Here is a 24,556-nt window from a genome sequence, read left to right on the forward strand (position 1 = left end):
CGACAATCCGAAAACGGCCGTCTTCGAATATCTGAAGACCCATCCGGAATTCGAGATCGACAAGTCGGTCGAGAACAAGCTGCTGATCACCGTCGCCCCGGACGGCTTCCTGAAGCGCCTGCGCTGAACGAACAGACGCTCCTTCCGGCAAAACCGGAAGGAGCGTCTCGACCGGACAGAGATCCGAGCAAACAAAAAAGCGGCCATTTGGGCCGCTTTTTCGTGCGTTGTCTTTGAAACCCGCCGCTATTCGATCACGAAGGAGCGGAACATCACCTTGGCGACCTTGCCCTGCGAGCGAAGATCGACACGTTCCTTGATATCGTCCTTGAGATACTGGAAGCCGCGCGGACCCTCGATCTGCTGCAGCGAAACGGTGCGCATGTAGGCGAGGATATCCTGGTGGATATTTTCCGCGAGTGCCAGTTCCGGCGGGCCCGTGAACGCAAGCGCGACTTCGAGCCGGATCCAGTTTTCGGACGGATAGGCGAGATTGGTGGTGATCGGCTCGAGGAGAACGACGCCGTTGGCCTCTGTGGAAATATGGGGAAGCCCCTCTTCCTTCTTGCCGGCCTCGCCGTCGGCTGCCGCCGTCTCCTGCTTCTGCGCCGCGTTCGGATCCTTCGGCGCGATCATGCCGCCGACGACCCAGCCGCCACCGGCGCCGATCACGGTCAGGATCGCGACGCCCGCGATGACCATGATGGTGCCGTTCTTCTTTTTCTTAGCGGCGTCGGCCGCCTGTGCTTCATCCGCCATGGTCTTCAAACCTTCACATCAAGAGACCTTCGCCCAGGTCCGTCAGAAGGGCGAGAACATATCGACGACCTGCTGACCGACCGGCGGCTGCTGGACTTCCGTCAGGCGGCCACGGCCACCGTAGGAGATGCGGGCCTCGGCGATCTTGTCATAGGAGATCATATTGGTGGAATCGACATCCTGCGGCCGGACGATACCGGCAACGTTCAGAATGCGGATTTCGTGGTTGACGCGCACTTCCTGCGAGCCGCTGATCAGGAGATTGCCGTTTTCGAGAATGCCGGTCACGACGGCAGCCACGAGCAGCTTCAGGCTTTCGGCACGCTTGGTCGTTCCCTTGCCCTGCGAATCCGTGCTCGAATCGGTACCGAGATCGCCGGTCGTACCCGCTTTCGGAGTCCAGCCGAACAGGTTGCTGAGGTTGGCACCCCAGGTCAGGCTGGTGGAGTTCGTGCGGTTGCGTTCCGTCTCGTTGTCGAACGATGCCTTGTCGTTGATCTTGATATCGACCGTGAGGATGTCGCCGACATTCAAAGCGCGTGCATCCTTGAAAAGCGCAGCCTGACTATCGCTCCAGAGCGAATAGCCGTTGGCCATCTGCCGCGGCTGCTTCGGATAGGACGACATCTGCGGCGCCTGCGCATATTGCAGGCCGCTGCCGATCGGGCTCATCGCCGGCGCATTGCCGATCTCCTTGATCGTCTGGCTCGAACAACCAGCCAGGAACAGAACGGCCATGATGGCGGGAATGCGTTTCGTCATGAGGGCACTTTCGGAACATTGGGAGCGCGTGCTTTCGACGTATTGGGGTCGGAAGCGCTTGAGATGATCGTGGAGATCATGCCGGCCTTCTGCGGGTCCATTTCCGCGAGGAAAAGGGCCGACTGGCGGGCCGGAAGCTGCATGATGATCGCGGCTGCGACCTCCATGTTCATTTCTCCGAGCTGCGGCGCTGCCGCATCCGGTTTCATCGTCTTGAAGATGTCGACCAGGCCGGCCTGGGCGCGCGCCAGGAAGTCGTTGCGGCGCTTCAGCCAGTCCTGGTATTCGGCGGTACGATCCTGGAGTGCCTTGATGCGGTCGTCGACCTCGGCCTGTAGCTTCTCAAGCTCCTGCTTCTGCAGGAGATAACGCTGGTCCCGCGCGGCATCGGCGATATTGGTGCAGAATTTCTGGATCTCGTCACTGGTCGACGCTTCGGTGACCGGCCCCGGCTGCTGCGCTCCGACCTGGGAAACCAGCATCAGGACAGCGGCAACGGTAAGGACGCGGCGGGCCAGCGTCTTGGATACGGAAATGGTGAATAGCGTCTCGGTCATTGCAGGACGAGCTCCGCTTGAAGGGCGCCGGCGGACTTGATGCCTTGCAGGATGGCGATGATGCCATCCGGCTTGACGCCGATGCTGTTGAGACCGGCGACCAAGGTTCGCAAATCCGGACCGTTGAGGAGCGCGACCTGGCCGCCGTCCTTCATCGCCATGATATCCGTCTGGGGCTGAACCGCCGTCTCGCCACGCGAGAAAGGTTCGGGCTGAATCACCTGCGGGGTCTCCGTGACCTGCACCGTCAGTGTCCCGTAGCTCACGGCAACGCGCGAAATCTTCACATCCGCGCCGATGACGATCGTGCCGGTCCGTTCATTGACGACGACCTTGGCCGGCGTATCGGTTTCGACCACGAGGTTCTCGATCTCGGCCATCAGCCGCGTCAGATCGGCGGACTTCGGCTTTTGAACGATCACTTCCTGGCTGTCGCGGGGTTCTGCGATCGGGCCGCCGTACCGACGAGCCGCGAAGCTGTTGACGATGTCGGAGACGCGCACTGCGGTCGAGAAGTCGGGATTGCGGAGCTGCAGGACGAGGTTTACCGAGTCCTTGAACTTCGAGGGCAATTCACGCTCGACGATTGCGCCGTTCGGAACGCGGGCCGCCGTCGTCACACCTTCGGTCAATGTGGCCGCCTGGCCCTGGGCCGAGAAGCCGGACACGACCAGTGCTCCCTGCGCCACAGCGTAGATCTGGCCGTCGGCGCCGGAAAGCGAGGTCATGACCAGCGTGCCGCCGCGCAGAGAGGTCGCGTCGCCGAGCGAGCTGACCGTGACGTCGATGCGGCTGCCGGGGCTGGCAAAGGGAGGCAGGTTTGCCGTGACCATGACGGCCGCGACGTTCTTGGCGTTGGACTGGCTGCCCTGGGTCGAAATGCCGAGGTTCTGCAGCATCGCCTTCATCGACTGGTCGGTGAAGGGAGACGAGCGCAGGCTGTCGCCCGAGCCCTGAAGACCGACGACCAGGCCGTAGCCGATCAGCTGGTTGTCGCGGCCGGCCTGCAGGGACGCGATGTCCTTGATACGGGCGGTGACGACATAGGGTCCGTCGGCGGACGCCGGCGCGCCGCCCAGGAGGGAGCCGATCACGGCAAGCGTGAGGAAGAGACGGGTTCTCATTTCGCCATCACCTGGATCGTCCCATCAGCCATGACGGTACCGCTGACCGTGACACCCGAATCGATGTTGCGCACACGAATGACATCCCCGACAGCCGCATTCTCAAGCGGCGCGCCGGAGGCCGAAATCGTCATGGCGCCGATGGTGAAGGTCAGGCGGACCGACTTGCCGCGAGTGACCGCGAAGGCTTCGCGAAGTGCCGAAACCGGAACGGTGCGCCCGGCCAACAGCGTGCGCTTTGCCACCATGCCCACGACCTCCTCGGTCCTGCGGGCATAGTCGCCGCCCAGATTCGGATTGGTGACCTGCACCTCCTCGACCCTGCCCTCGGTGATCTCTTCGCCGGGATAAATGGTCTGGACCGGCACCACGGCCGTCCCCATACCGGCGAGCACCGGCGAGCCGGTTGCGGCAAGAAGAGCTGTCAGGAGCCGCAAGCCAAGCCTGGCGCCAATCGCATTTTTCCGGCGAAACTTCATGTCTGCCCGTCTCCTGGTTATTATTTCAGGTTCTTGCTGACGATCGTAGCCATCTCATCGGCGGTGGTGATGACCTTGGAGTTCATTTCGTAGGCGCGCTGTGCGGAGATCAGGTCGGTGATCTCCCGGACGGCGTCGACGTTCGAACTCTCCAGATAACCCTGCTTCAGATAACCGAAGCCTGGATCCTCAGGGGCTGCCACGATCGGTTCGCCGGATGCGGCGGTCTGCGCAAACAGGTTGTCGCCGAGCGGCTGCAGGCCGGCCTCGTTGACGAAGTTGGCGGTGGTGAGCTGGCCGATCTCGGTGAAATCCGGGGAATTGCCGATGCGGACCATGACCTGACCCGTACGGGTGATCTTGGTTTCGCTGACGTCTGCCGGGAAAGTGATATTCGGCACGACCGCATAACCGTCGATCGTGACCAGCTGCCCGTCGGCGTTCTTGTTGAAGGCGCCGGCGCGGCTGTAGAGCGTCTGGCCGTCCGGGGTCTGGATCTGATACCAGCCGCGGCCGACGATCGCCACGTCGAGATCGTTCTCGGTGTGGGTCAACTCACCCTGGGTGTGGATGTTGCGGACAGCCGAGGTCTGCACGCCGAGACCGATGTTCGCGCCTTCCGGCACGATCGCCTGGTTGGCGCGGTTCGGCACGCCCTGGGCGCGCTCGCTTTGATAGAGAAGATCGGAAAACTCGGCGCGGGCGCGCTTGTAACCGGTCGTGTTGATGTTCGCGATATTGTTCGCGATGACTTCGAGATTGGTCTGTTGGGCATCCATGCCCGTTGCTGCGACGGAAAGCGCTCTCATGTCTTCGTCCTCAAACTCTAGATCTGCATTTTCGTGACTTCGAGATAGGCGGAGACGATCTTGTCGCGCAGCGCCATGGCGGTCTGGAGCGACTGCTGCGCTTCAAGAACCGCATCTACGACTTCACGGGTATTGGCCTTGCCCTGGATGGCCTTGAAGGACATCGATTCCGCGCCCTTCAGGCTGTTCATCGTGTCCGTCGCCATGTTGGCCATGATGCTGCCGAAATCCATGCCGGTGTTCTGGCCCGGCGTCGTCGCGATGCGGCCGGCGAGCGTGGAGCTGCTTGCGGAACCGACCTCGTCGAGGCCGTTGGTCAGCGAGAGGGAGCTAAGGTTTTGAATCTTGTCGATCATTGTCCGGCCTTCAGAAGGTCAATCGTCGCTGCGATCAGTTCGCGCGTCTGCTTGATGGTCTGGATGTTTGCGTCATAGGAACGATTGGCTTCGCGCATGTCGCCCATCTCGATCAGCATGTTGACGTTGGGCATCTTGACCATGCCCTTGGCATCGGCGGCCGGGTGGTCCGGATCATATTCCTCGATGAACTTGGAGCTGTCGTTGCCGAGCTTCTTGATCTCGACCACGTCCACGCCGCTTGCCTTGTCCAACTCCGAGCCGAAGGTGATCGTCTTGCGGCGGTAGGGGTCGGCACCGGGCGTGTCGCCGGTGGAGCGGGCGTTGGCGATGTTTTCGGAAACGATGCGCAGACGTGTCGACTGCGCCTCCATTCCCGATCCAGCGATCTTCAGGGAGGCTGAAAGCGGATCCATTTGCTTACCTCTTAACTAACGTCAGCATCATGCTGTGAAACGATTTCACTAGTCCTGTGCTCAATTCGTATTGGCGTTTGATTTCACCCGTCTTCGTCAGCTCATCGGCCAGCGAGACGGTATTTCCGGATTCCTGGACGCCGATTTCCTCGTTCAGTTCCGATGCCTTTATGTCGATCTCATCGCTGAGGTCGTTGCTGGCGAAATGGCCCGGATTGGTGCGGGCCATCGGAACATGGGTGCGGTCCAGCACCGAATCGAAAGGCGTGATGTCCTTCGCCTTGAACTTCGGCGTGTTGGCATTCGCGATGTTGCCCGCAACGACTTCCTGGCGCACCGAAAGCCAATCGGCCTGACGGGATGCCATTTCGAACAATTGAATCGGTTGCATAGGCTTGTCTCCATCTTCTGTCCGGAAACTATGCCAGTAACCTTGCGTCGGACTTACGGGCGAGCACTCCCGCCCGTGTCCTGATAAACTTCTCCGCTGGAAGTAATGATCACCCACTTGCCGCCGCGTTGTTCGAGCGTGGCGAGCTTGCTGTTGTCGGGCAGAACCGAGCCGACCCGGACCATGTACATGCCGGAGCCGTCCTCGATGAGCGCGCGGCCATTGGCGACGTGAAGCAGCCGGAAATTGCCGCGGCCCGGAAAAGGCTGCTCTTCCTGCAGATTGCCGTCCTTGCGCGTTTCGCCGAGGGACGACGTGGTGGCCGTGGTCAACGCGTCCATCGGCTCGACAGGCTTCGGCCAATCGTCCTTGGTACTGTCGGTCATGGCGAGAGGCGACACGGTAACGACCGAGCGGGCGGCGCCCGGTGGCAGATCGCGCGTGCGGCCGAGCGCTTCCGTCCGGATGCCGAACTTGTCGGCATTCAGGAAGACGTACCAGGGGAAGAAGGCGGAGGCTGCGGCGAGCGTGATGCCCGTCGCGACCAGGATCTTGTCGCCCAATCGCGAGCGAGCCTCTTCCGATTGAGCTGCCGCTTCCTGGTTGTTCTTTTCGCTCATCGAATAATCACCTTCTGGCTATGGCCGACTGCGGATTGCCCTGCCCTGCCGCCGCACGCAGCGCATTGGCCAGATCCGCGTAAGCGTCGAGCGCCGGCTTTTCCCCCGGCGTCTGCTTCAAGACTTCATAGATGACCGGCACCTGCTTGATCGCCATGTCGAGATCCGGATCGCTGCCGGCGCGATAACCGCCGATCAGGCGCAGGTCGCGGGTCTCCTCGTAGCGGTGCACCAGCGATTTCAGGCGCGACACCAGCTTTTCCTGATCCTCGGTCCAGGCCTTGCGGGCAAGACGCGAGATCGAGGAGAGCGGGTTGATCGGCGGGTAACGGCCCTCATCGGCAAGCGAACGCTCGAGAACGATGTGACCGTCGAGAATGCCGCGGGTCGAGTCGGCGATCGGGTCGTTATGGTTGTCGCCATCGACGAGGATCGAGATGATCGCGGTGATCGTACCCGTTCCTTCGACGCCCGGGCCGGCGCGTTCAAGCAGGCGCGGCAGCTCGGTGAAGACCGACGCCGGATAACCGCGGGCGATCGGCGGTTCGCCGGCCGCAACGGCGACTTCGCGGATCGCGTGGGCAAAACGGGTGACGCTGTCGGCGATGAACAGGACGTTGTCGCCCTGGTCGCGGAAATGCTCGGCGATGGTGATCGCCACCAGCGGCGCCATCTTGCGCAGCATCGGGCTTTCGTCGCTGGTCGCGACGACGGCGATCGATTTCGACATGTGCTCGCCGAGCGTATCCTCGATGAATTCGCGCACTTCGCGGCCGCGCTCGCCGACCAGCGCGATCACCACCTTGTCGAAGGAGTCGGCTCTGGCGAGCATCGAGAGAAGCGTCGACTTGCCGACGCCCGAGCCGGCGAAAATGCCGAGACGCTGACCGAGGCAGAGCGGCGAGAAGATGTCGATTGCCCGGACCCCGGTCCTGAAACCCTTTTCGACGCGGCTGCGCGTCATCGAAGGCGGAGCGGTATTGGCGATCGAACGTGGATGAAGACCGCGCCCGACCGGACCCTTGCCGTCGATCGGTTCTCCGAGCGAATTGATCGTGCGCCCACACCAGCTATTGTCCGGCGCGACACGGAAGGCGCCCTTGCGGATCACCGTATCGCCGATGCCGATCGGCTCGCCGGGTTCGATGGGGCAGACGTAGATGATGTCCGGCTCCACGCGAACCACTTCGCCGAGATGGATGCCGGTCGCGCTGCGATGGGCGACGAACTCGCCAAGCCGCACGTGTTTCGACAAGCCCGCGACGGTATAATGTCCTGCAGCGATGGTCCTGACATGACCACCGTGGGCGACCGAGAAGGCCGGGTCGGAATAACGTGCCGAAAGGCCGGCAAGCTGGGCCAGCTTGCCGCCGTTGACTGCATCGAGGATAGCCGCTTCCATCATGGTGGGCCCTCTTTCCTATCGTTTAAGCGTTGGAGCCGCCGAGTGTCTTGATCGCATCGTCCAGCGAGGTCTCGCTGTCGCGCATCAGCGACGAGATGCTTTCAAAAGCGCGATTGACCTGGATCAGCTGGGTCATTTCGCGGATGCCGTTGACGTTCGCCCCTTCGAGGTAACCCTGGACGACGGAGTTATCGATGCCCTCGAGCACCGGCTGCGGGGTATCGACGGTGATGACGCCGGAGTTGTCGTGGCGGACGAAGCCCTTCGTGACGTCAGCCGTGAACAGACCGAGGCTGGCGACCGGCTGTTCGTTCTGCCGGATGATGCCGTCGGAGCCGACAGTCGGAGGGCCTCCGTCGCGGTTGAGCTGGATCGGGGCACCACCGGCATCGAGAACCGCATAACCGCGGATCGAACGGAGCTGGCCGAGCTCATCCATCGTGAAACGGCCGTCGCGGGTCAGCACCTGGCCGCCCGGCGTATCGATCGCAAACCAGGCATTGCCCTTGATCGCGAAATCGAGCGGGTTGCCCGTGCGCTGCATTTCGCCGGTCCGGGTCGACAGATAGTCGTTGCCCTGGGTGACGAACGCGACCTTTGCACCGATGTCGTTCTGGGTCTTGCTCAAGACCTCGTCGAACTTGACCTCCGTGGAACGGAAGCCGACGGTGTTCATGTTGGCCATATTGTCGGCGATCGTGTTCAAGCGGCGCTCGAGCGCGATCTGGGAAGAGATGCCGACGTAAAGTCCGGACTGCATATCATTTGCCTCCGAGTTTCAGGTTATTGATCGAGATCAGAAGATCCGTGGAAATTCCGCTCGAGGATGGGGAATTGAAGACGGCGAGCGGATCGTAGCTCTCGGTGGGGTTGCTGATCTCCCACATCGCCGTGAACCGCTCGAGAAATTTGTTGACCTTGGCCGGGTCCTGGAAATCCGCGATCTTGACCGTGTCTTCGATGTATTTGGCCTGGCGATCGAGGTCGGCGCCGATCATCTCAGCCGACATGCCAAGCGCGGTGCGCATGACTTCCGAAAGCGCATCGTCGGCAAGGACTTCCATGCCGGATTTGATCGTCGGGGCGGTGCGCTCGAAATAGAGCGCCAGCCGGACGCCCATGTTGTCGACGCCCGCATCCTCTTCCAGCGTCTGGCGCTGGAACTTGTCGACGACGCCCTTCTGGGCCCTGTCGAAGGAGGTGGCGGTGGTGCCGAAGGCGGCAAAATTCAGGGATTCGGCGAGCTGCGAATAGCGACTGTCGGAGAGCTGGTTGGCAAAATCCGCCTTGTTGTCGGTGCCCTCCGTCAGGACCTTGCGGATGAATGCCTTGGCATAAGCCATGTCCTCGAGACCGTGAGCCTTCAGCGCGTAGTTATAGATGCGCGTATCGGCCATGAAGTCGTCGATGGTTTTGATGCTGCCGATCTTGGAGAGGTAGTATTCGCTCTCGCGCGCAACTTCCGGCTTTTCGGCGACGCGTTCCAGCGACTTAGACATGTCGCGGCTGATCATTGCGTAGCTGGTATAGGTCGTGATCACGATAGCTCTACCTAAGTCCGCGGAAGCGGCGGACGTCGCTGCGGAGCGGGCAATCCGGTCCGATCGTCGGCAGAACTAGGCTCGAAGACTTGTGCGAAGCTGTTCCGGACCTGCTTCCGTTGACGTCTCCACAGCCAGCCTCACGCAAGCCAGACGCCTTATCCCCAAGACAAACGAAAACGATCGGGCACAGGTACGCGATGAATATTATTATCGGCTTTGTCATCACCGTTGGCTGTATTCTCGGTGGCTTCATGGCCATGGGTGGCCACATCGACGTCCTCATCCAGCCCTACGAGCTTCTGATCATCGGCGGCGCCGGTCTCGGCGGCTTCATCATGGCCAACCCGATGAAGGTCGTGAAGGATAGCGGTAAGGCGCTCGGAGAGGCCTTTAAGAACACCGTACCGAAAGAGCGCAACTATCTGGACGTTCTCGGCGTGCTTTATTCGCTGATGCGCGACCTCAGAACCAAGTCGCGCAACGAAATCGAGGCGCATATCGACAATCCGGAGGAATCGCCGATCTTCCAGACCGCTCCGACGGTCCTGAAGAACAAGGAACTGACCGCCTTCATCTGCGACTACGTGCGCCTCATCATCATCGGCAATGCCCGCTCCCACGAGATCGAGGCGCTGATGGATGAAGAAATCAACACCATGTTCTCCGACAAGATGAAGCCCTATCACGCTATCACCGCGATGGGCGACTCGTTCCCGGCCATCGGTATCGTCGCCGCCGTTCTCGGGGTTATCAAGGCGATGAGCAAGATCAACGAATCGCCGGAAGTTCTCGGCGGCCTCATCGGCGCGGCTCTCGTCGGCACCATGCTCGGCATCTTCCTGTCCTATTCGGTCTGCAACCCGCTGACCTCCCAGATCAAGATCGTCCGCACCAAGCAGCATCGCCTGTACATCATCGTCAAGCAGACCCTGCTTGCCTACATGAACGGCTCCGTGCCGCAGGTCGCGCTCGAATACGGACGCAAGACGATTTCCAACAAAGAACGGCCCTCGATCGACTCGGTCGAGCAGGAAATGATGAATCCTGGTGGAGAAAAGGCGGCATGATGACGTCGAACCAAGCAAACCAATCACCGGCGTCGGGCATGGACCTGGCGCTCCTGGCAAAACTGACCGGAGGCCTCGGCGACAAGAAGACCGTCGAGAAGATCAGCAGCGAATTCGCGCAGCTCTATGCAGAATTCCTGCCGGACGTCTTTCACAGCGAAACCGGCATCCGGATCGGCGTCTCCTATGTGAGCTGCACGTCCGGCCTGATGACCGATCTCATCGCCGATCTCGGCGATGGGTTTGCCCTTTCCGACGGATCCCTGCGCAACTGGTCGCCGAACTTCGTGCTCGGCTGCGGCAACAGTTTCGTGATTGCGCTCATGGAACTGATGCTGGGCTCGGCGCTCGAGACCATCGTACAGCCGATCGAACGCCCCCTCTCAGATATCGAACTCGACCTCGCCGTGGTGGTCTTCGAGCGGATCGCCAATGTGCTGCGCTCCGGCGTCAACGCCCAGGGGAGCTTCGAAGCGGCCCTTGAACGGCCTCACAACGCCGAAGACCGTCCAAAGCCGGACGATCTGGCGCGCCCCGAATTCGGCGTCTCGATCCGCATGGCGTTCGAGCTCGGTTCGGTGACCTCCGAATTCGCTCTCGTCATCCCTCAGCGTGCGTTCCTGAAGACCAAGGTCACCGCGCCGAAAGCGAAGGCTCAGGCTTCCAAGGCCAAGCAGGAATGGACGGACCGCATGAACGACCAGGTCCGCCGCTCGCATGTCACCCTCGAAGCCCGTATCCGCCTGCAGAAGCTGACGCTCGGTACGATCTCGCGGCTCGCAGCCGGCGACGTGATTGCTTTCCAGGACAAGCGCGATGTCCAGGTGCAGGTCAGTGCAAACGGCCGGGATATGTATTCGTGCGAATTCGGGCGGTCCGGCGAGCGGTATACAGTCCGCGTAAAGGATAACATCAGCACGGACGACGAGATTCTCCAACACCTGATAGGCTAGACCCGCGGCCAGCCTGTTGCCGGCTTTTTCGCCAAGGCAGGCTGACGCAAGTTTCAACAGGAATAATCACCGCATGGCTACGAAGAAGACACCTCTCACTGACGACGACTCGCTGATGCCGCTCGGCAATGATGCCGATCTGGATCAGGCCATCGACGATTTGCGCGGCGTCTTGAAGACGGATGCCGATGGCGGCGCGCCTGATTTCGATGCCGATTTCGGCTCGTCAGCAACCTCCGATTTTTCGGCCGACGCCCCGTCCTTCGGCGGCGGCTTCGAAGCACAGGCTGATACATTCGGCAGTGGCTTCGGTGGCGGTGCCTCGGATTTTGGCGGCGCAAAAAGTTTCGGCGGCAACGATTTCGGCAGCTCGACATCCAGCAGCGCCGCCTACCAGGAACCGGGCAGCGCGCTCAACGCCAATCTCGACCTGATCATGGATATCCCGATCGACGTCGAGATCGTGCTCGGTACGAGCCGCATGCAGGTGTCGGGCCTGATGACCCTCGAAGAGGGTGCGACGATCGCACTCGACAAGAAGATCGGCGAGCCGGTTGAAATCGTGGTCAACGGACGCCGCATCGGCAAGGGTGAGATCACCGTGCTGGAAAATGATGACACGCGTTTCGGTGTGCGACTGACGGAAGTACTGAGCACGAGAAGAACCTGATCCCTGTTTGGGACAGAGAAGGAAGACCATGATGGACTTTGACGATTTCGGTGGCAGCGCCCTCTCGACGAAACCGTTATCCAAGGCCGAAAAGGCCGCGGCAGTGCTCTTGGCTATGGGCAAGGGCGTCGCTGGCAAACTTCTCAAGTATTTCACCCAGGCCGAGCTGCAGAATATCATTGCCTGTGCCCAGAGCCTGCGCGCCATCCCCCCGGACGAACTCCTCGAACTCGTCAACGAGTTTGAGGACCTGTTCACCGAGGGCACCGGTCTCATGGACAATGCCGCAGCGATCGAGGGCATTCTCGAAGCGGGCCTGACACCCGAAGAAGTCGACGGGCTGCTCGGCCGCCGCACCGCGTTCGACGACTACCAAGCCAATATCTGGGACCGCCTGCAGGATGCCGATCCGGCATTCGTGGGCAAATTCCTGTCGCGCGAACATCCTCAGACGGTCGCCTACATTCTTTCGCAGATGCCATCGATCTTTGGCGCCAAGGTCCTTCTCCAGCTTCCCGACAGCCGCCGCGCCGATATCATGAATCGCGCCGTCAACATGAAGGAAGTCAGCCCCAAGGCCGCGCAGATCATCGAGAACCGGGTGATGGAATTGATCGCGGCAATCGAAGCCGAACGCAACTCGAATGGCTCGAACAAGGTCGCCGAGCTGATGAACGAGCTCGAAAAGAGCCAGGTCGATACCCTGCTCAACTCCCTCGAGACGATCAGCAAGGACTCCGTCAACAAGGTTCGCCCGAAGATCTTCCTCTTCGAAGACCTGCTCTACATGCCGCAGCGCAGCCGCGTCATGCTGCTCAACGACGTCGCAGGGGACATTCTCACGATGGCGCTGCGTGGGGCGACCAACGAGATCAAGGAATGTGTTCTCGCGGCCATCAGCCCGCGCCAGCGCCGCATGATCGAAAGCGATCTGGCGGTTCAGAACATGAACCTCAATCCGCGCGAAGTGGCGATCGCCCGTCGCGCGATCGCACAGGAAGCGATCCGGCTCGCCAATTCAGGCCAGATCATGCTCAAGGAAGAAAAGAAGGAAGGCGACAAGCCGGCCGAGGCCGCCTGACCTGCCGATTGAGGCGCCACGAAGGAAGCGGAGCGGGAAATTTCCCGCTCCGTTTTCGTTTGACCAACCTTTCGCCGATATTTTCCGGCCACCCACAGTCTTTTTCTTGACTCGATTAGCGGCTAGCAGGCGATGCGGTAACATCGCGGGCGGCGGCGGCCGATTCGTTTGAGCCACGTCCTCGCAACCGGAAGACCGATTGGTTCAAAGCCGTGTCCGACGACGATAAAGACAGTAAAACAGAAAACCCGACCGCCAAACGAATGTCGGAAGCGGCAGACAAGGGTAACGTCCCGGTCTCCCGAGAGGTGCCGCTTTTCGCCTCCATGCTGGCGTTCTATGTCTTTCTCGTCTTCTTCCTGCCCTCGAACATCGCAAAAATGGCCGAGACGCTGAAGGACCTTTTCGAACAGCCGGATCAGTGGCGGCTCGAAAATTCGACGGACGTCGTCTCGCTCAGCGTCCATCTCGGCTGGGCGATCGCGGCGTTCCTCACTCCGGTTATGCTGCTCTTCATCATTTTCGGCCTTGGCTCGTCGTTCGCGCAGAACATGCCGTCGCTGGTCCTCGAGCGCGTCCGGCCGCAGATTTCTCGCGTTTCACCGACCAAAGGTTTCGGGCGGATTTACAGCGTTCCGGGTTTCGTCGAGTTCGGAAAATCGATCTTCAAGATCCTGATCGTGGCAGTGATCATGTATTTCGCATTGCGCGGCGAATATCTCTCCTCGCTGGACGCGATGTTCTCTGATCCGCAGGTCATCCTCGTAAAACTGGATTCAGTCATCCGCCAAATGGTGATCGTGGTGGTCCTGTCGGCGGGGATACTTGCCGTGGTCGACGTGCTGTGGACGCGCTATCACTGGTACAACGAACTCAAGATGACCAAGCAGGAGGTCAAGGACGAATACAAGCAGGCTCAGGGCGACCCGATCGTCAAGCAGCGCCAGAAATCGGTTGCGCGAGACCGTGCCCGCCGGCGGATGATCAACAACGTGCCGCGCGCCACTCTCGTGATCGCCAACCCGACTCACTTTGCGGTAGCGCTGCGTTACGTGCGCGAGGAGAACGACGCACCGGTCGTCGTCGCCAAGGGCCAGGACCTGATTGCCCTCAAGATTCGCGAAATCGCCGAGCAAAACGATATCCCCATTTTCGAGGACCCGCCCCTGGCGCGCTCCATGTTTGCGCAAGTCTCGGCGGATAGTGTCATTCCGCCAGTCTTCTACAAGGCTGTGGCAGAACTCGTGCACCGGGTCTACGCTTCCCGGTCGCTCAAAAAACGGACACGCTGAGCGTCATGAAGAAATGCACCTACTCCACCGAACGGGAAGAAATCGTTGCACAAGCAATCAGCCCGGTGGCTTCGGAACTTCGCCTGCTCGATGCCGGCGATCTCATCTCACTTCTACGTCTAGAGTGCCACAGCAGCCTTGCCGATCTCGTGTCTTCAGCAGCCGAGCTCTATTTCCATCCCGGGACCGTCAGTTTCGGCGCCGGCGGTGACTACAAGCTCGAATGGAACGGCAAGCCGGAGGTCGTCCTCGATCTCGAAATCAAGCCGCGCGGTGTCTCGGTCTATGCGCGTCTGACGCTGGCCGACCAGCTGGCAGCCCTCGAAATCGACCACATTGCGTTCCAGGCCCCCTTCGAGGATCCCCACGACAACACAGCTTTCCTGGCAAAGAGCCTCCAGGACGCCAAGTTCGTCAAGACCAGTAATTCGCAGATGTGAGCCGCCATACTCCCGAGACGAAAAAGATCGGCTCTTCTCCGAGCGGATCAGTGGATATAACCGAGCCTGATCGCCTTGGCGATCGCCTGGATGCGGTTGACCGAATCGAGCTTGATGGTGGCAGAGCCGAGATAGGCGTTGACCGTGTGGACGGAGAGGCCGAGTTTCTCGGCAATCTCTTCGCTGATACGGCCGTCGCCGGCCAGCTGAAGGCAGGCGATCTCACGTTCGCTCAGGGATTCCGCGGGAACGCTGCGGCGTTCGTCAAGCGCCAGGAGGTCCATGACCACCTGGCAGCTCCTGACATGCTGGTCGATAATGACATCGCTCGCCAAATCCATCGATGTCCCGAAGAAAGCGACGTAGCCGTTGCCGAGGGCACCGAGGCGCACGGGAAAGGCGATCCCCGAAAAAGGAACGACGCTGGAATCCAGGCGATGCGTCAATGGCGAAAATTCGCCCGCATCGGCAAAACTGGTATTTTCCGATCCGTTCCAGATCAGCGGCAGAAGCGAGGTTTCGATATGGTCCAGCAGCGCCTCGCCATAAACACCGATGAGCTGATTGCTGCTTTCGAGCGCGCCAGCTCCCCAGTTTTCGAGCTCGCATACAAGCTTGCGCTTGTTGGGCAGCCCGGCGCCGGCAATCCGGAAAACCGCAAAATTCCGCGCCTTCAGGTTCTTCTGCATGGCGACGAGTTTCGGAAAGATGTCCGAGCGGCTCGATGCGCGCTGGAGGCGCAGATACTGGATGCTTCCAGGTCCGTCTGCCGTGCCGCTGCGCGAATAACCCATTGAAATTATTTTCCTAAACTAAGTTGTTGCGAACCGCGTAGGCAATCGCCTCGGAGCGAGTCTTGGTTGCCGTCTTGCGCATCACGCTGGTAATGTAGTTGTTGATCGTATTGCGGGATATGCCGAGGATCACGGCGATCTCGTCACTGGTCTTGCCTTCCGCAATCCAGAAGAGACATTCCAGCTCGCGTTCCGTCAGTTCGAAATCACGCTCGGTCCTGGCGTCGGCATTTTCTCCAAAGCTGGCGCCGTAGGCGGCGAACAAGCCCACCTCCCTCAATCGTTCCTGCGACAGGATGATGCCGTCGAGGAACAGCAGCATCAGCGAGAACCGCGTCCTGCCGACGCAAAAGGTCAGCGCGCAATATTGCCGGCTGATGTCGTCCGGCGGCACGATGTCGTCAGGCAACAGGGCGAAGCTGGGGGTTAGCAGCGAGAGGCATTTTTCCAGTTCGGTGGAACGCGCGTAACCGCTTGCCAGCTCCGAGCCCAAGCGCCGTACGAGATCGAAGGGCCAGTTGGAGGTAACAATGAAATCGAGGCCCTGTTCCTGGATGAGGTCGTAGCGGGCCAGCAGAAAATGAGAAGCGCCGACGTAATCTGCGAGCAGGCGCATGACCGCCTGAATGTTGTTGGAGCCCGCCAAAACCGAAAGACGGCGAACCAATTGCTCACGCGAGAGTCCTCTGGAGCCGGCAGACTCCGCATAGGAGCGCCCCTCCGTCATCTTTTCTACCCCCGACAACTCCATTCGGTACCTGCTCCCCGCCACGTGGTGCATTCATCATGAATGCCCGCATCGCGGCATGTTGCGATTCCCATACAACCCCTCCAGCGCCGAAACGATCCCGGATTAAGCAAATACATCAAGAATAATGGCGGTAGCCGATTTCCCTCGTCGTGGACTTCGGGAGTTTCAGCAGTTCCACCTCTTTGGGACCTCTGGAAGTGATTGTACGAATCAAGGCCATTGTAGGAGACGCGTTACGAATTACCATCGCCTCGACATCGGATTTCCCCAGTTGCGCCATATTCATGCTGATTCGCCTATAGGTAAATGAGCCAAGTGCGCGGCGGGGCTGAAAAGAAATGGGCCGGACAAGGTCCGGCCCATAGCGATCATATTTTCGTGATACCCCGTCAGGCTGCCTTTTCGAGTGCCCACTTGCGGAGAATCTTGGCGGCGCGCTCCTCGGAGATTTCGACCATCCGGGCCAGGCGCTTTTCGGGACCTTCCTTGACGCGGCGGTTGAAGCCCTCGTCGTCGCCACCGCCCAGCATGTCGTTCGAGCTGTCGAAACCGAAGTCAGAGCCGAAACCGTCCATGAGTGCCGGGCTGCCGGTCGTCGGCGAGAAATCCGGAAGTTCGAGACCTGCGCCGTCCGCTGCTTCGCCGGCGACGCTGTTGCCGCTGACGGTGCGGATGAGCGGGCGAAGACCGAGCCAGACCACCAGGAAAGCAACGAGGACGAAGGCGAGCGAGTTGATGATGCCTGCGACGTTCCGGCTCAGCATGTCCATCACGCCCGGGCCGCTGGAGGCTTCGCTGAGCAGCTGGTTCTCAAGGAAGTCCATGGCCGTCAACGTGACGATGTCGCCGCGGTTGGCATTGATGCCGGCTGCGGATGCCACGATCTTCTGCATCTCGGCGAGATAGGCATCGACCTTGGCCTGGTCAGCCGGCTCGCCGACCATTTTCGCGATACGACCCTTGTTGACGACGACGGCAACTGAAACCTTCTCGATCTGGTAGCTGTTGCGCGTCGTGGCGACGGTCTTCTGGTTGATTTCGTAGTTGGTCTGCTCTTCCTTTTTATCGGACTGATCAGACGATTTCGGACCGTTCGCACCACCCGGAGGCGGAGCGGCCTGCGGCACGTTCTGCTCGACGGTCGTGGCGTTGTCGTCCTGGGTCTGCTGCGATTTCGACGCTTCCTTGGTGGTGCGGACCGAACGTTCGACGCGGGAATTCGGATCGAACACCGTCTCGTTGATCTGCTGGCTGTCCGTATTCAGGGCCGCCGTGACGCTGGAACGGAAATTGTCCATGCCGAGGAAAGGCGCCAGCGCCTTGTCGATATTGTTTTCGATTTCCTGCTGAACGTTCTGGACGATGCTCAGCGACTTGTTCATTTCGCTGCCGCCGTATTCGTCGCCGGAGGCGAGCAGCTGACCGGCGGAATCCAGAATGGTCACGTCGTCGACGTCGAGGCCGGGAACTGCGGAGGCGACAAGGTGGCGAATGGACGAAGCAGCCTTGCGCCCCGTCGTCGAACTGGCCCGGATCATCACCGATGCCGTCGGTTTCTGCTCACCCCTGCGGAAATTGCCGACATCCGGCATGACGATATGAACGCGGGCGGCGTTGACGCCGTTGATCTGCTGGATCGACCGGCCGATCTCACCTTCAAGGGCGCGAACACGCGTGACTTCCTGCATGAAGGAGGTCAGCCCGAGCGAACCGACATTGTCGAAAAGTTCGTAACCGGCGTTGGTGCTGTTCGGCAGGCCCCGCTCGGCCAACAGAAGCCGCGCCTTGCTCGTCGAGCCGGCAGGAACCTGAAGGCTCGTACCGTCCGTACCGACCTGGAAGGACATGTTGGCCTCGGCCAGCGCGATGCTTACCTGGTTGAGGTCGGCCGTATCGAGGCCGACATAGAGCGTCTCGTAAGCCGGCTTGTTAACGAAGAGGGCCGCAGCAATGACGATCGCAATTGAAACGACGCCGACAGCGCCTAAAGCAATAAGTCGCGTCTGGCCTAAACCGGCCAGATTTTTAAAGACTTGTGAAAATTGAGCCAACAGATTCATTCTGTTCCCACATCGCCAACTAGGTATTCGAGCCTATGCTCAATCGCACCCTAAGAAGCGAAGCTTGTGCGAGCGTTTCGCGGGAGCATGGTTTTGGTGATTGTGGATGGGATTGTGAGACGGGCGAGTGCCTGGGCCATCATGGCCGAAGCATGCATGTCAGGGCTGGCGATCAGAAAAAATCGAAATCGCCGGCTGCCTTGCTCAAAGGCTGGGAATGGCCGTGGCGCATGCCGTTGGTGAGCGCCTTCTGCATGTCGGCGAGTTTGACGAGATTGAGGGCGGTCGAGACGTCGACCATCCAGTCGCTCGGAATGCCGCCGGTGATCGTGTCGACGAATTCTGCAAGGCCGCGCGTCTTCTGGACGGCTAGGTCGATGCCCTGCAGGACTTTCAAGCTGTCCGGCGACTGCAGGATCGTTTCGCCGCCGAGCTCCAGAAGCTGCGGCTCGACCCGTTCGATCAGGTATGCGACGTCATGAAGCTCCGAGACCAGACGCATCAGGACTTCTGGAAGAGATTCCTCAAAGGGAGCGATTGGCGTCTTGACGATGTCGTTCATGGCTTCTTTCGCCCCGAGAAATGACTTCTTTAAAAGAACTCGATCGAGCTCTCGACCGGCTTCGGCGGCGTGCGTACCGGACGCTCCTCCATAGCCACCGTCCGTTGAGTTTCGGCGCCGGTCAGCGGATACTGACGAGCCCGGCCGCTCACGGGCCAGAACTCCAGCTTGCGCCCGTGTTCCCCGCCCGTTGAGGAACCTACCACCGGAATGCCTTCGTCCTTTAGAAATTGCATCGCGAATGCGGCATTCTGTTCGCCGACATTCGAAAAGCTGGCAATCGTCTTGGCGCCGCCGAAAATCTTCGCTTCCAACCGGTCTCGCCGGGCACCCTGCTTCAAAAGTCCGTTGATCAGCAACTCCATCAGATGCACGCCATAACGCGTTGCATCGCCGCCCGAGGTCATGGAGCCGCCGGATCCCGGAAGCAGGAAGTGGTTCATGCCGCCAATACCGGCGACAGGATCGCGAAGACAAGCAGCCACGCATGAGCCCAAGATCGTCGAGAGGACAGCATTCGGGTCGTTCAGGACCTTAAACTCCCCCTGGATGATATGGACACGCCTGACTGCAGCGGCGTCATTCATTTCAATGCTCCAAACACCGCTTCGATAGCGGCCTTCATCTTTTCGATGGTAAACGGCTTGGCGAGAACGTTGTTGGCGCCGAGCGATGCAGCCTTTTGAACCAGGGCGCGGTCGCCCTGCGCCGTCAGGATGATGAATGCGGCCTTCTTGGTGTTCGGATTGGCGCGAACGGCCTGAAGGAAACCGATACCGTCCATTTTCGGCATGTTGAAATCCGAAATGACGAGATGGTGCGGCTGCTCGGCCATGATCTTCATGCCCTGCTCGCCATCGCCGGCAGACGTGATCTGTTTGAAGCCGAGCTGTGTCAGGGCGTCGCTGAGCAGCAGGCGGCTGGTGACCTGATCATCAACGATCAGAACTTTGATTTTTTCAGCGATAGACATTTATTCGGTACCTTCTTTTCGGGCGGCAGTTAACTTCAACACTTCTTCACCAATGGCGCCCAGCGGCAGCTGCTGCTCGACGGCCCCCATTTCATGGGCAACCCTCGGCATGCCGTAGACCACACACGTCTTTTCGTTCTGCCCGATCGTGCGTGCGCCCGCGCTACGCATTCTGAGCAAACCGGCAGCTCCGTCGCGGCCCATGCCGGTCAGGATAACCCCGACCGCATTGCGACCCGCCAGATCGGCGACCGAGTCGAAAAGGACGTCCACCGAGGGCCTGTGACCGTTTACCGGCTCCCTTTCGATCAGCCGGCAACATGGCGCCGACGGATTGACCACCTGCAAGTGCCGTTCGCCACCTGGCGCGAGGTAGATCTTGCCGATCTCCAGCCGCGCGCCATCGGTGGCTTCCTGCACCACAGGAGCGCAGATACGATTAAGCCGTTCAGCAAAACTTTTGGTAAACGTGGAAGGCATATGTTGAGTAATTACGGTCGGTGGGCAGTTTTGCGGGAACTTTTGCAGTACCGCGATGAGAGCTTCAACGCCTCCGGTTGACGATCCTATAGCTACAACCTTCCTGCCGACACGGTATTCCGCGGCGGGAGAGGCTGCGATGACCGGCGCAGGTCCGTTCCGGCGTGGTCCTGACCGGGCTGCAGCCTTCACCTTTTCAGCAAGATCCATGAAAGGGCGAACGTCGCCGGGGGCCGGCTTGCCGACACAGTCAAAGGCGCCGATTTCGAGAGCGGCGAGCGTCGCGTTGGCACCCTGATGGGTCATGGCCGAAACCATGATGACCGGCATCGGACGCAGGCGCATGATCTTTTCGAGGAATTCCAGCCCGTTCATATTGGGCATCTCGATATCGAGGGTGACGACATCGGGATTGAGCTGCTTGATCGCGACGCGCGCTTCCAGCGCGTCGCCGGCCTGGCCGACGACGTTGACTTCCGGATCGGAATTCAGGATGGCCGTAATCAGGCCACGCATGGTCGGGGAATCGTCGACGACCAGGACCCGTGCCGGAGCGCTCATGCCTTCCTCCCTGCGCTCTTACCGGTATAGCGATAGGTCGTGATACCGATATTATCGAACAGGTTTTTCGCGTCGCCGGAGACGCGCTCGGAATGGCCGATATAAAGATGTCCGCCTTCAGGCAGGAGCGAGGCAAAGCGGGACCAGATTTTCATCTGCGTCGGCTCGTCGAAATAAATGACGACGTTGCGGCAGAAGATGACATCGAAATTGCCCTTGAAGGGCCATTGCGCCATCAGGTTCAGCTCGTTGAAGGTGATCAGTTTCTTGACGCGTTCATCGATCTGGAACCTGCGACGTCCGCCAGCATCGACCTCCCGGAACCACTGCTTGCGCATGGCGGGCGTCATGGTCTCGAGCGCGTTCTCATCGTAGACGCCGGCGCGGGCCGCGGCCAGGATCTTCGGATCGATATCGGTCGCCAGGATACGGAAGTCGAGATCGGCCGCATTGGGAAGCAGCGACAGTGCGGTCAGCGCAATCGAATACGGCTCCTGCCCGTCCGAACAGGCGGCCGACCAGATGCGCACGCGACCGCCGCTCTTGGCGCGGTTGATCAGACCCGGCAGAACCTCGTCACGCAGGTGCTCGAAGTGATGGTTCTCGCGGAAGAAACGGGTGAAGTTGGTTGTCAGATGCGACAGCATCTCTCGGCGGGCGGCGGCACCTTCGGGCGACGCCACCAGAACGCAATAGTCCTTGAACCCGCGCAGCCCCAAAGCCCGGATATGCTTGGAAAGGCGGGAATAGACGAGCGAGGCCTTGGAATCGTTGAGATAGATCCCGGCATCCGCGTAGATCATCGCCGAAATATCGGTGAGGTCACGACGCGTCAGCGGATATTCGCCGCTTGCGAGGACTTCATCCGGTGACTGTCGGCTTTCGATGGCGCCCAAGGGCTTCATGCAACTTCGCTTTCCATGTCGGGGAAGAGGGCGTCCAACTCGATCATGCAGATCATCCGCTTATCGATGGCGAGAATCCCCCGGGCGTATTGTCTCTCCAGATCGGAAGAGACTTCCGGTACTGGCTGGATATTCTCGTCGTTAATCGTAAGGATATCGGAAACGGCTTCGACGAGCAGACCAACAACTTTGGTCTTCATCTGCGCCACGATGATCACATGGCGTGCCGTCGGCTCGGCATCCTTCATGCCAAGCCGGGCCGAAAGGTCGACAATCGGCAGAACCGCGCCGCGCAGATTGATGACACCCATGACGTAGGCGGGCGCATGCGGCAGCGGTGTTGCCTGCGTCCATCCGCGAATTTCGCGGACGGACATGATGTTCACGCAAAATTCCTGATCGCTGATGCGAAAAGCGATCAGCTCCTTGCTTCCCTGGACCAGATTCTTCACGGCATACGACATGTGAACTCAACCCGTGGCGGCTAACGACATTTCAGGTTTCATGGACTGACCTCGCGACGCTGCGACGACCGCATCGACATCGAGGATGAGTGCGACGCGGCCATCACCGAGAATGGTGGCTGCGGCGATGCCGGGGACGTGGGTGTAGTTCGCCTCGAGCGACTTGATGACGACCTGGCGCTGGCCCTGGATGGCATCGACCATCAGTGCACGCTGTCCGCCGCCTTCCGATTCCACCAGCAGCGCGACACCTTCGACCGGATTGGCCTGGGTGGCGCGGTAGTTGAGGACCCGACCGACATCGACCAGCGGGCAGAACGAGTTGCGGATCGAGATAAGCCGTTGATTGGCGCCGAAGGAATGGATGGCGGCAGCCTCCGGCTGCAACGTCTCGACGATGGCGGTGAGCGGTACCACCAGCGTCTGGCCGGCGACCGTGACCACCATGCCGTCGAGGACGGCGAGCGTCAGCGGCAGGCTCATGGTGAAGGTCGAGCCGAAGCCCGGCCGCGACGAGATCGAGATGCGGCCGCCGAGCGCCTGGATCGACCGCTTGACCACGTCCATGCCGACGCCGCGGCCGGAAATGTCGGAGATCTTGTCGGCGGTGGAGAAGCCCGCCATGAAGATCAGGTTGTCGATCTCGTCGTCCGACAGGTTGGCGTCGGCCGCGATGATGTCGTTGTCGATCGCCTTCTGGCGGACGCGCTCGCGGTTGATGCCGGCGCCGTCGTCGGCGAGTTCGATCAGGATGCGGCCCGAACGATGTTTCGCGGTCAGCTTGATCGTGCCTTCCGGGTCCTTGCCGGCGGCTTCGCGCTTTTCGGGCGACTCGATGCCGTGGTCAACGGCATTGCGGATCATGTGGGTCAGCGGTTCGGCGATCTTGTCGATGACCGTCTTGTCGACTTCGGTGTTTTCACCTTCGGTGACCAGGCGGATCGACTTGCCGACCATGTCGGCCACTTCGCGAACGATACGCGACATGCGCTGGAAGACCGGTTTTACCGGCTGCGCGCGGATGGCCATGACCGAGTCCTGGATCTCGCGGGTGAGCTGCTGCAGCTCTTCGAGGCCCATGTTGACGGCCGAAGTACCGGTCGCGTCGTTCTCGACGACGCTCTGGGAGAGCATCGCCTGGTTGATGACGAGTTCGCCGACGAGGTTGATGAGGCGGTCGACGCGGTCTAGATCGACGCGGATCGTCTGGCCCGCGCCAGCAGCGGCGGCTGCGGCATTGTTCTGGGCGGCGGCACTGGCGGCGGCCGATTCCTTCTTCTCGGCGACACGAGCGGCCCTGGAGACGTTGCTCGCGGTCTCGGCGGCGGACAGGGCCGCGGCAACGGTTTCTTCCGAAGCGCCCCGTTGGCCCGCGTCTTCGCCGGCCGAAGAGTCATCGAGGATCGAGAGATCGAACGGAACCGGGACCATTGGCAGTTCCTCATTGGAAGATGCCTCTTCGGCAAACTTCACTTCGAGGTCGCAATCCCATTCCGCGAATTCGAAGACGGCGCGGATGTCGTCTTCGCTCCGGGTGGTCCGGATCGAGATCTTCCAGCTGAAGTAGGACGCTTCCGGATCCATCTTGTCGAGGGTCGGCAGAGCATCCGTATCGCAATTGATGCTCATCTCTCCCAGACGGGACAGGTCGCGCAGCAGGAGCGCCGCCTCGTTGCCCTTGGAATAGAGTTCGCGGCGCGGCTTGAAGATCACCTCGTAGAGCGAACCTTCGACTGCCGGCTCATCGTCCTCGCCGAAACCGTCGAACGAGAAGGGGATCGGCTGGAAGCCGCTGTCGTCGCTCGGCTTGGGAAGCTCCGCTTTCGCCGTAGGAGCCGCGGCGGGAGCAGCCTTTGCGGCCGGTTTCGGGGCGTCGTGGCCGGAGGAAGACGGCAACTCGCCATGGGCAAGCGCCTCGAGTTCCTTGACGAGGCTGCGGCTTCTCGACTCATCGACGCCGCCGCCGTCACGCGACGCGGTGACGAGGTCGGCGAGCACGTCGGCCGATTTCAGCATGACCTTCAGGACATCCTGCGTCGGCTCCAGCTTGTTGGAGCGCACGCAATCAAGCGTCGTCTCGAAGACGTGGGCGAAGGAGACCAGGTCGTCCAGACCGAAGGCACCGGCGCCCCCCTTGATGGAATGAACGGCACGGAAAACGGCGTTCACCGTTTCGGGGTCGCGATCCCCGTCGTTCAGCTTGAGAAGACCCGACTCCAGTTCAGCGAGCTGCTCTTCGCATTCCTGAAAGAAGATCTCTTTGATTTCGTTCATATCCATC

General features: G+C 60.5%; 30 protein-coding genes. 7 read left to right on the forward strand and 23 right to left on the reverse strand.

The window, feature by feature from the left end; genetic code table 11:
- The coding region (locus C5J22_RS12695; protein ID WP_245440391.1) for a cephalosporin hydroxylase family protein at positions 1-127 on the forward strand (127 nt) is incomplete at its 5' end.
- Between the two features lie 119 nt (positions 128-246).
- Here C5J22_RS12695 and C5J22_RS12700 read toward each other — a convergent pair.
- Genes C5J22_RS12700 through C5J22_RS12760 form a run of 13 tightly spaced genes read right to left on the reverse strand, consistent with a single transcriptional unit; the run spans position 247 to position 9,219 of the window.
- Complete coding sequence (locus C5J22_RS12700; protein ID WP_105438540.1) at positions 247-759, reverse strand: flagellar basal body-associated FliL family protein; 513 nt, start codon at positions 757-759, stop codon at positions 247-249.
- Positions 760-801: 42 nt separating this feature from the next.
- A complete protein-coding gene (gene flgH, locus C5J22_RS12705) occupies positions 802-1,521 on the reverse strand; it encodes a flagellar basal body L-ring protein FlgH (RefSeq protein WP_105438541.1) in 720 nt (239 codons plus the stop codon).
- Positions 1,518-2,078, reverse strand: a complete 561-nt coding sequence (locus tag C5J22_RS12710; RefSeq protein WP_105438542.1) for a MotE family protein — start codon at positions 2,076-2,078, stop codon at positions 1,518-1,520. Before C5J22_RS12710 ends, flgH begins: the two co-directional genes overlap by 4 nt.
- Complete coding sequence (locus C5J22_RS12715; RefSeq protein WP_105404080.1) at positions 2,075-3,202, reverse strand: flagellar basal body P-ring protein FlgI; 1,128 nt, start codon at positions 3,200-3,202, stop codon at positions 2,075-2,077. Before C5J22_RS12715 ends, C5J22_RS12710 begins: the two co-directional genes overlap by 4 nt.
- Positions 3,199-3,681, reverse strand: coding sequence for a flagellar basal body P-ring formation chaperone FlgA (gene flgA / locus C5J22_RS12720; protein WP_052751612.1), 483 nt, complete (start codon positions 3,679-3,681; stop codon positions 3,199-3,201). The genes C5J22_RS12715 and flgA overlap by 4 nt, the downstream gene beginning before the upstream one ends.
- A 20-nt stretch (positions 3,682-3,701) precedes the next feature.
- Positions 3,702-4,490, reverse strand: coding sequence for a flagellar basal-body rod protein FlgG (gene flgG / locus C5J22_RS12725; RefSeq protein ID WP_037087082.1), 789 nt, complete (start codon positions 4,488-4,490; stop codon positions 3,702-3,704).
- Between the two features lie 17 nt (positions 4,491-4,507).
- Positions 4,508-4,846 carry a flagellar hook-basal body complex protein FliE gene (locus C5J22_RS12730; RefSeq protein WP_105438543.1) on the reverse strand — a complete coding sequence of 113 codons (339 nt, stop codon included), beginning with the start codon at positions 4,844-4,846 and terminating at the stop codon, positions 4,508-4,510.
- On the reverse strand, positions 4,843-5,262 hold the full coding sequence (gene flgC / locus C5J22_RS12735; protein ID WP_046664764.1) for a flagellar basal body rod protein FlgC: 420 nt from the start codon (positions 5,260-5,262) through the stop codon (positions 4,843-4,845). Before flgC ends, C5J22_RS12730 begins: the two co-directional genes overlap by 4 nt.
- A 4-nt stretch (positions 5,263-5,266) precedes the next feature.
- Positions 5,267-5,653 carry a flagellar basal body rod protein FlgB gene (flgB, locus tag C5J22_RS12740; RefSeq protein ID WP_105404079.1) on the reverse strand — a complete coding sequence of 129 codons (387 nt, stop codon included), beginning with the start codon at positions 5,651-5,653 and terminating at the stop codon, positions 5,267-5,269.
- A 53-nt stretch (positions 5,654-5,706) separates the two neighbouring features.
- Positions 5,707-6,273, reverse strand: coding sequence for a flagellar protein (locus tag C5J22_RS12745; RefSeq protein WP_105438544.1), 567 nt, complete (start codon positions 6,271-6,273; stop codon positions 5,707-5,709).
- 7 nt (positions 6,274-6,280) lie between these two features.
- Entirely contained in the window at positions 6,281-7,678 is a 1,398-nt protein-coding gene (gene fliI, locus C5J22_RS12750) for a flagellar protein export ATPase FliI (protein ID WP_105404077.1), read from the reverse strand.
- 22 nt (positions 7,679-7,700) lie between these two features.
- Positions 7,701-8,438 carry a flagellar basal-body rod protein FlgF gene (flgF, locus tag C5J22_RS12755; RefSeq protein ID WP_105404076.1) on the reverse strand — a complete coding sequence of 246 codons (738 nt, stop codon included), beginning with the start codon at positions 8,436-8,438 and terminating at the stop codon, positions 7,701-7,703.
- A 1-nt stretch (position 8,439) separates the two neighbouring features.
- Positions 8,440-9,219 (reverse strand): DUF1217 domain-containing protein, encoded by a 780-nt coding sequence (locus C5J22_RS12760; protein ID WP_105404075.1) that lies wholly within the window; start codon positions 9,217-9,219, stop codon positions 8,440-8,442.
- Positions 9,220-9,419: 200 nt separating this feature from the next.
- On the opposite strand from C5J22_RS12760, the gene motA reads away from it, so the two are divergent.
- From motA to C5J22_RS12790, 6 genes are all read left to right on the forward strand, one after another.
- On the forward strand, positions 9,420-10,289 hold the full coding sequence (gene motA / locus C5J22_RS12765; RefSeq protein ID WP_105404074.1) for a flagellar motor stator protein MotA: 870 nt from the start codon (positions 9,420-9,422) through the stop codon (positions 10,287-10,289).
- Positions 10,289-11,242: a FliM/FliN family flagellar motor switch protein gene (locus C5J22_RS12770; RefSeq protein ID WP_172724252.1), complete on the forward strand. Its 954-nt coding sequence runs from the start codon at positions 10,289-10,291 to the stop codon at positions 11,240-11,242. Before motA ends, C5J22_RS12770 begins: the two co-directional genes overlap by 1 nt.
- A 73-nt stretch (positions 11,243-11,315) precedes the next feature.
- On the forward strand, positions 11,316-11,912 hold the full coding sequence (fliN, locus tag C5J22_RS12775) for a flagellar motor switch protein FliN (RefSeq protein WP_105417520.1): 597 nt from the start codon (positions 11,316-11,318) through the stop codon (positions 11,910-11,912).
- Positions 11,913-11,940: 28 nt separating this feature from the next.
- Positions 11,941-12,993, forward strand: a complete 1,053-nt coding sequence (gene fliG / locus C5J22_RS12780) for a flagellar motor switch protein FliG (protein WP_105417518.1) — start codon at positions 11,941-11,943, stop codon at positions 12,991-12,993.
- Between the two features lie 212 nt (positions 12,994-13,205).
- Positions 13,206-14,285 carry a flagellar biosynthesis protein FlhB gene (gene flhB / locus C5J22_RS12785; RefSeq protein ID WP_105404070.1) on the forward strand — a complete coding sequence of 360 codons (1,080 nt, stop codon included), beginning with the start codon at positions 13,206-13,208 and terminating at the stop codon, positions 14,283-14,285.
- A gap of 5 nt (positions 14,286-14,290) precedes the next feature.
- Positions 14,291-14,725 (forward strand): hypothetical protein, encoded by a 435-nt coding sequence (locus C5J22_RS12790; protein ID WP_105438545.1) that lies wholly within the window; start codon positions 14,291-14,293, stop codon positions 14,723-14,725.
- A gap of 47 nt (positions 14,726-14,772) precedes the next feature.
- Here C5J22_RS12790 and visR read toward each other — a convergent pair whose 3' ends face one another.
- From visR to C5J22_RS12840, 10 genes are all read right to left on the reverse strand, one after another.
- Positions 14,773-15,519 (reverse strand): transcriptional regulator VisR, encoded by a 747-nt coding sequence (visR, locus tag C5J22_RS12795; protein ID WP_105426281.1) that lies wholly within the window; start codon positions 15,517-15,519, stop codon positions 14,773-14,775.
- A gap of 13 nt (positions 15,520-15,532) precedes the next feature.
- The gene (visN, locus tag C5J22_RS12800; RefSeq protein ID WP_245282687.1) at positions 15,533-16,246 is read right to left on the reverse strand and encodes a transcriptional regulator VisN; all 714 of its coding nucleotides are present in this window, start codon (positions 16,244-16,246) and stop codon (positions 15,533-15,535) included.
- 413 nt (positions 16,247-16,659) lie between these two features.
- Positions 16,660-18,330 carry a flagellar basal-body MS-ring/collar protein FliF gene (fliF, locus tag C5J22_RS12805; RefSeq protein ID WP_105438546.1) on the reverse strand — a complete coding sequence of 557 codons (1,671 nt, stop codon included), beginning with the start codon at positions 18,328-18,330 and terminating at the stop codon, positions 16,660-16,662.
- A 172-nt stretch (positions 18,331-18,502) separates the two neighbouring features.
- On the reverse strand, positions 18,503-18,892 hold the full coding sequence (locus C5J22_RS12810) for a hypothetical protein (RefSeq protein ID WP_046664774.1): 390 nt from the start codon (positions 18,890-18,892) through the stop codon (positions 18,503-18,505).
- A 29-nt stretch (positions 18,893-18,921) separates the two neighbouring features.
- Entirely contained in the window at positions 18,922-19,479 is a 558-nt protein-coding gene (gene cheD / locus C5J22_RS12815) for a chemoreceptor glutamine deamidase CheD (protein ID WP_046603224.1), read from the reverse strand.
- Entirely contained in the window at positions 19,476-19,865 is a 390-nt protein-coding gene (locus tag C5J22_RS12820) for a response regulator (RefSeq protein ID WP_007759259.1), read from the reverse strand. Before C5J22_RS12820 ends, cheD begins: the two co-directional genes overlap by 4 nt.
- Entirely contained in the window at positions 19,866-20,906 is a 1,041-nt protein-coding gene (cheB, locus tag C5J22_RS12825; RefSeq protein ID WP_046630655.1) for a protein-glutamate O-methylesterase CheB, read from the reverse strand.
- Positions 20,903-21,811 (reverse strand): protein-glutamate O-methyltransferase CheR, encoded by a 909-nt coding sequence (cheR, locus tag C5J22_RS12830; RefSeq protein ID WP_105438547.1) that lies wholly within the window; start codon positions 21,809-21,811, stop codon positions 20,903-20,905. Before cheR ends, cheB begins: the two co-directional genes overlap by 4 nt.
- Positions 21,808-22,275: a chemotaxis protein CheW gene (locus tag C5J22_RS12835; RefSeq protein WP_105404065.1), complete on the reverse strand. Its 468-nt coding sequence runs from the start codon at positions 22,273-22,275 to the stop codon at positions 21,808-21,810. Before C5J22_RS12835 ends, cheR begins: the two co-directional genes overlap by 4 nt.
- A gap of 6 nt (positions 22,276-22,281) precedes the next feature.
- The gene (locus C5J22_RS12840; protein WP_105438548.1) at positions 22,282-24,555 is read right to left on the reverse strand and encodes a chemotaxis protein CheA; all 2,274 of its coding nucleotides are present in this window, start codon (positions 24,553-24,555) and stop codon (positions 22,282-22,284) included.
- Position 24,556 lies beyond the last annotated feature (1 nt).

Origin of the sequence: Neorhizobium sp. T25_13 (genome assembly GCF_002968675.1) — a bacterium.
Classification (GTDB): Bacteria; Pseudomonadota; Alphaproteobacteria; order Rhizobiales; family Rhizobiaceae; genus Neorhizobium; species Neorhizobium tomejilense.

Coding starts and splice junctions, on each gene's coding strand:
- C5J22_RS12790 (WP_105438545.1), top strand. CDS start 14,291: ATGAAGAAATGCACCTACTCCACCGAACGGGAAGAAATCGTTGCACAA.
- flgA (WP_052751612.1), bottom strand. CDS start 3,681: ATGAAGTTTCGCCGGAAAAATGCGATTGGCGCCAGGCTTGGCTTGCGG.
- flgG (WP_037087082.1), bottom strand. CDS start 4,490: ATGAGAGCGCTTTCCGTCGCAGCAACGGGCATGGATGCCCAACAGACC.
- flgC (WP_046664764.1), bottom strand. CDS start 5,262: ATGGATCCGCTTTCAGCCTCCCTGAAGATCGCTGGATCGGGAATGGAG.
- flgH (WP_105438541.1), bottom strand. CDS start 1,521: ATGACGAAACGCATTCCCGCCATCATGGCCGTTCTGTTCCTGGCTGGT.
- flgB (WP_105404079.1), bottom strand. CDS start 5,653: ATGCAACCGATTCAATTGTTCGAAATGGCATCCCGTCAGGCCGATTGG.
- C5J22_RS12810 (WP_046664774.1), bottom strand. CDS start 18,892: ATGAACGACATCGTCAAGACGCCAATCGCTCCCTTTGAGGAATCTCTT.
- fliG (WP_105417518.1), top strand. CDS start 11,941: ATGATGGACTTTGACGATTTCGGTGGCAGCGCCCTCTCGACGAAACCG.
- visR (WP_105426281.1), bottom strand. CDS start 15,519: ATGGGTTATTCGCGCAGCGGCACGGCAGACGGACCTGGAAGCATCCAG.
- fliI (WP_105404077.1), bottom strand. CDS start 7,678: ATGATGGAAGCGGCTATCCTCGATGCAGTCAACGGCGGCAAGCTGGCC.
- C5J22_RS12730 (WP_105438543.1), bottom strand. CDS start 4,846: ATGATCGACAAGATTCAAAACCTTAGCTCCCTCTCGCTGACCAACGGC.
- C5J22_RS12820 (WP_007759259.1), bottom strand. CDS start 19,865: ATGTCTATCGCTGAAAAAATCAAAGTTCTGATCGTTGATGATCAGGTC.
- C5J22_RS12770 (WP_172724252.1), top strand. CDS start 10,289: ATGACGTCGAACCAAGCAAACCAATCACCGGCGTCGGGCATGGACCTG.
- motA (WP_105404074.1), top strand. CDS start 9,420: ATGAATATTATTATCGGCTTTGTCATCACCGTTGGCTGTATTCTCGGT.
- C5J22_RS12840 (WP_105438548.1), bottom strand. CDS start 24,555: ATGGATATGAACGAAATCAAAGAGATCTTCTTTCAGGAATGCGAAGAG.
- C5J22_RS12745 (WP_105438544.1), bottom strand. CDS start 6,273: ATGAGCGAAAAGAACAACCAGGAAGCGGCAGCTCAATCGGAAGAGGCT.
- cheD (WP_046603224.1), bottom strand. CDS start 19,479: ATGAATGACGCCGCTGCAGTCAGGCGTGTCCATATCATCCAGGGGGAG.
- cheR (WP_105438547.1), bottom strand. CDS start 21,811: ATGAAGCCCTTGGGCGCCATCGAAAGCCGACAGTCACCGGATGAAGTC.
- fliF (WP_105438546.1), bottom strand. CDS start 18,330: ATGAATCTGTTGGCTCAATTTTCACAAGTCTTTAAAAATCTGGCCGGT.
- fliN (WP_105417520.1), top strand. CDS start 11,316: ATGGCTACGAAGAAGACACCTCTCACTGACGACGACTCGCTGATGCCG.
- flgF (WP_105404076.1), bottom strand. CDS start 8,438: ATGCAGTCCGGACTTTACGTCGGCATCTCTTCCCAGATCGCGCTCGAG.
- C5J22_RS12715 (WP_105404080.1), bottom strand. CDS start 3,202: ATGAGAACCCGTCTCTTCCTCACGCTTGCCGTGATCGGCTCCCTCCTG.
- C5J22_RS12700 (WP_105438540.1), bottom strand. CDS start 759: ATGGCGGATGAAGCACAGGCGGCCGACGCCGCTAAGAAAAAGAAGAAC.
- C5J22_RS12835 (WP_105404065.1), bottom strand. CDS start 22,275: ATGTCGTATGCCGTGAAGAATCTGGTCCAGGGAAGCAAGGAGCTGATC.
- visN (WP_245282687.1), bottom strand. CDS start 16,246: ATGACGGAGGGGCGCTCCTATGCGGAGTCTGCCGGCTCCAGAGGACTC.
- cheB (WP_046630655.1), bottom strand. CDS start 20,906: ATGAGCGCTCCGGCACGGGTCCTGGTCGTCGACGATTCCCCGACCATG.
- C5J22_RS12710 (WP_105438542.1), bottom strand. CDS start 2,078: ATGACCGAGACGCTATTCACCATTTCCGTATCCAAGACGCTGGCCCGC.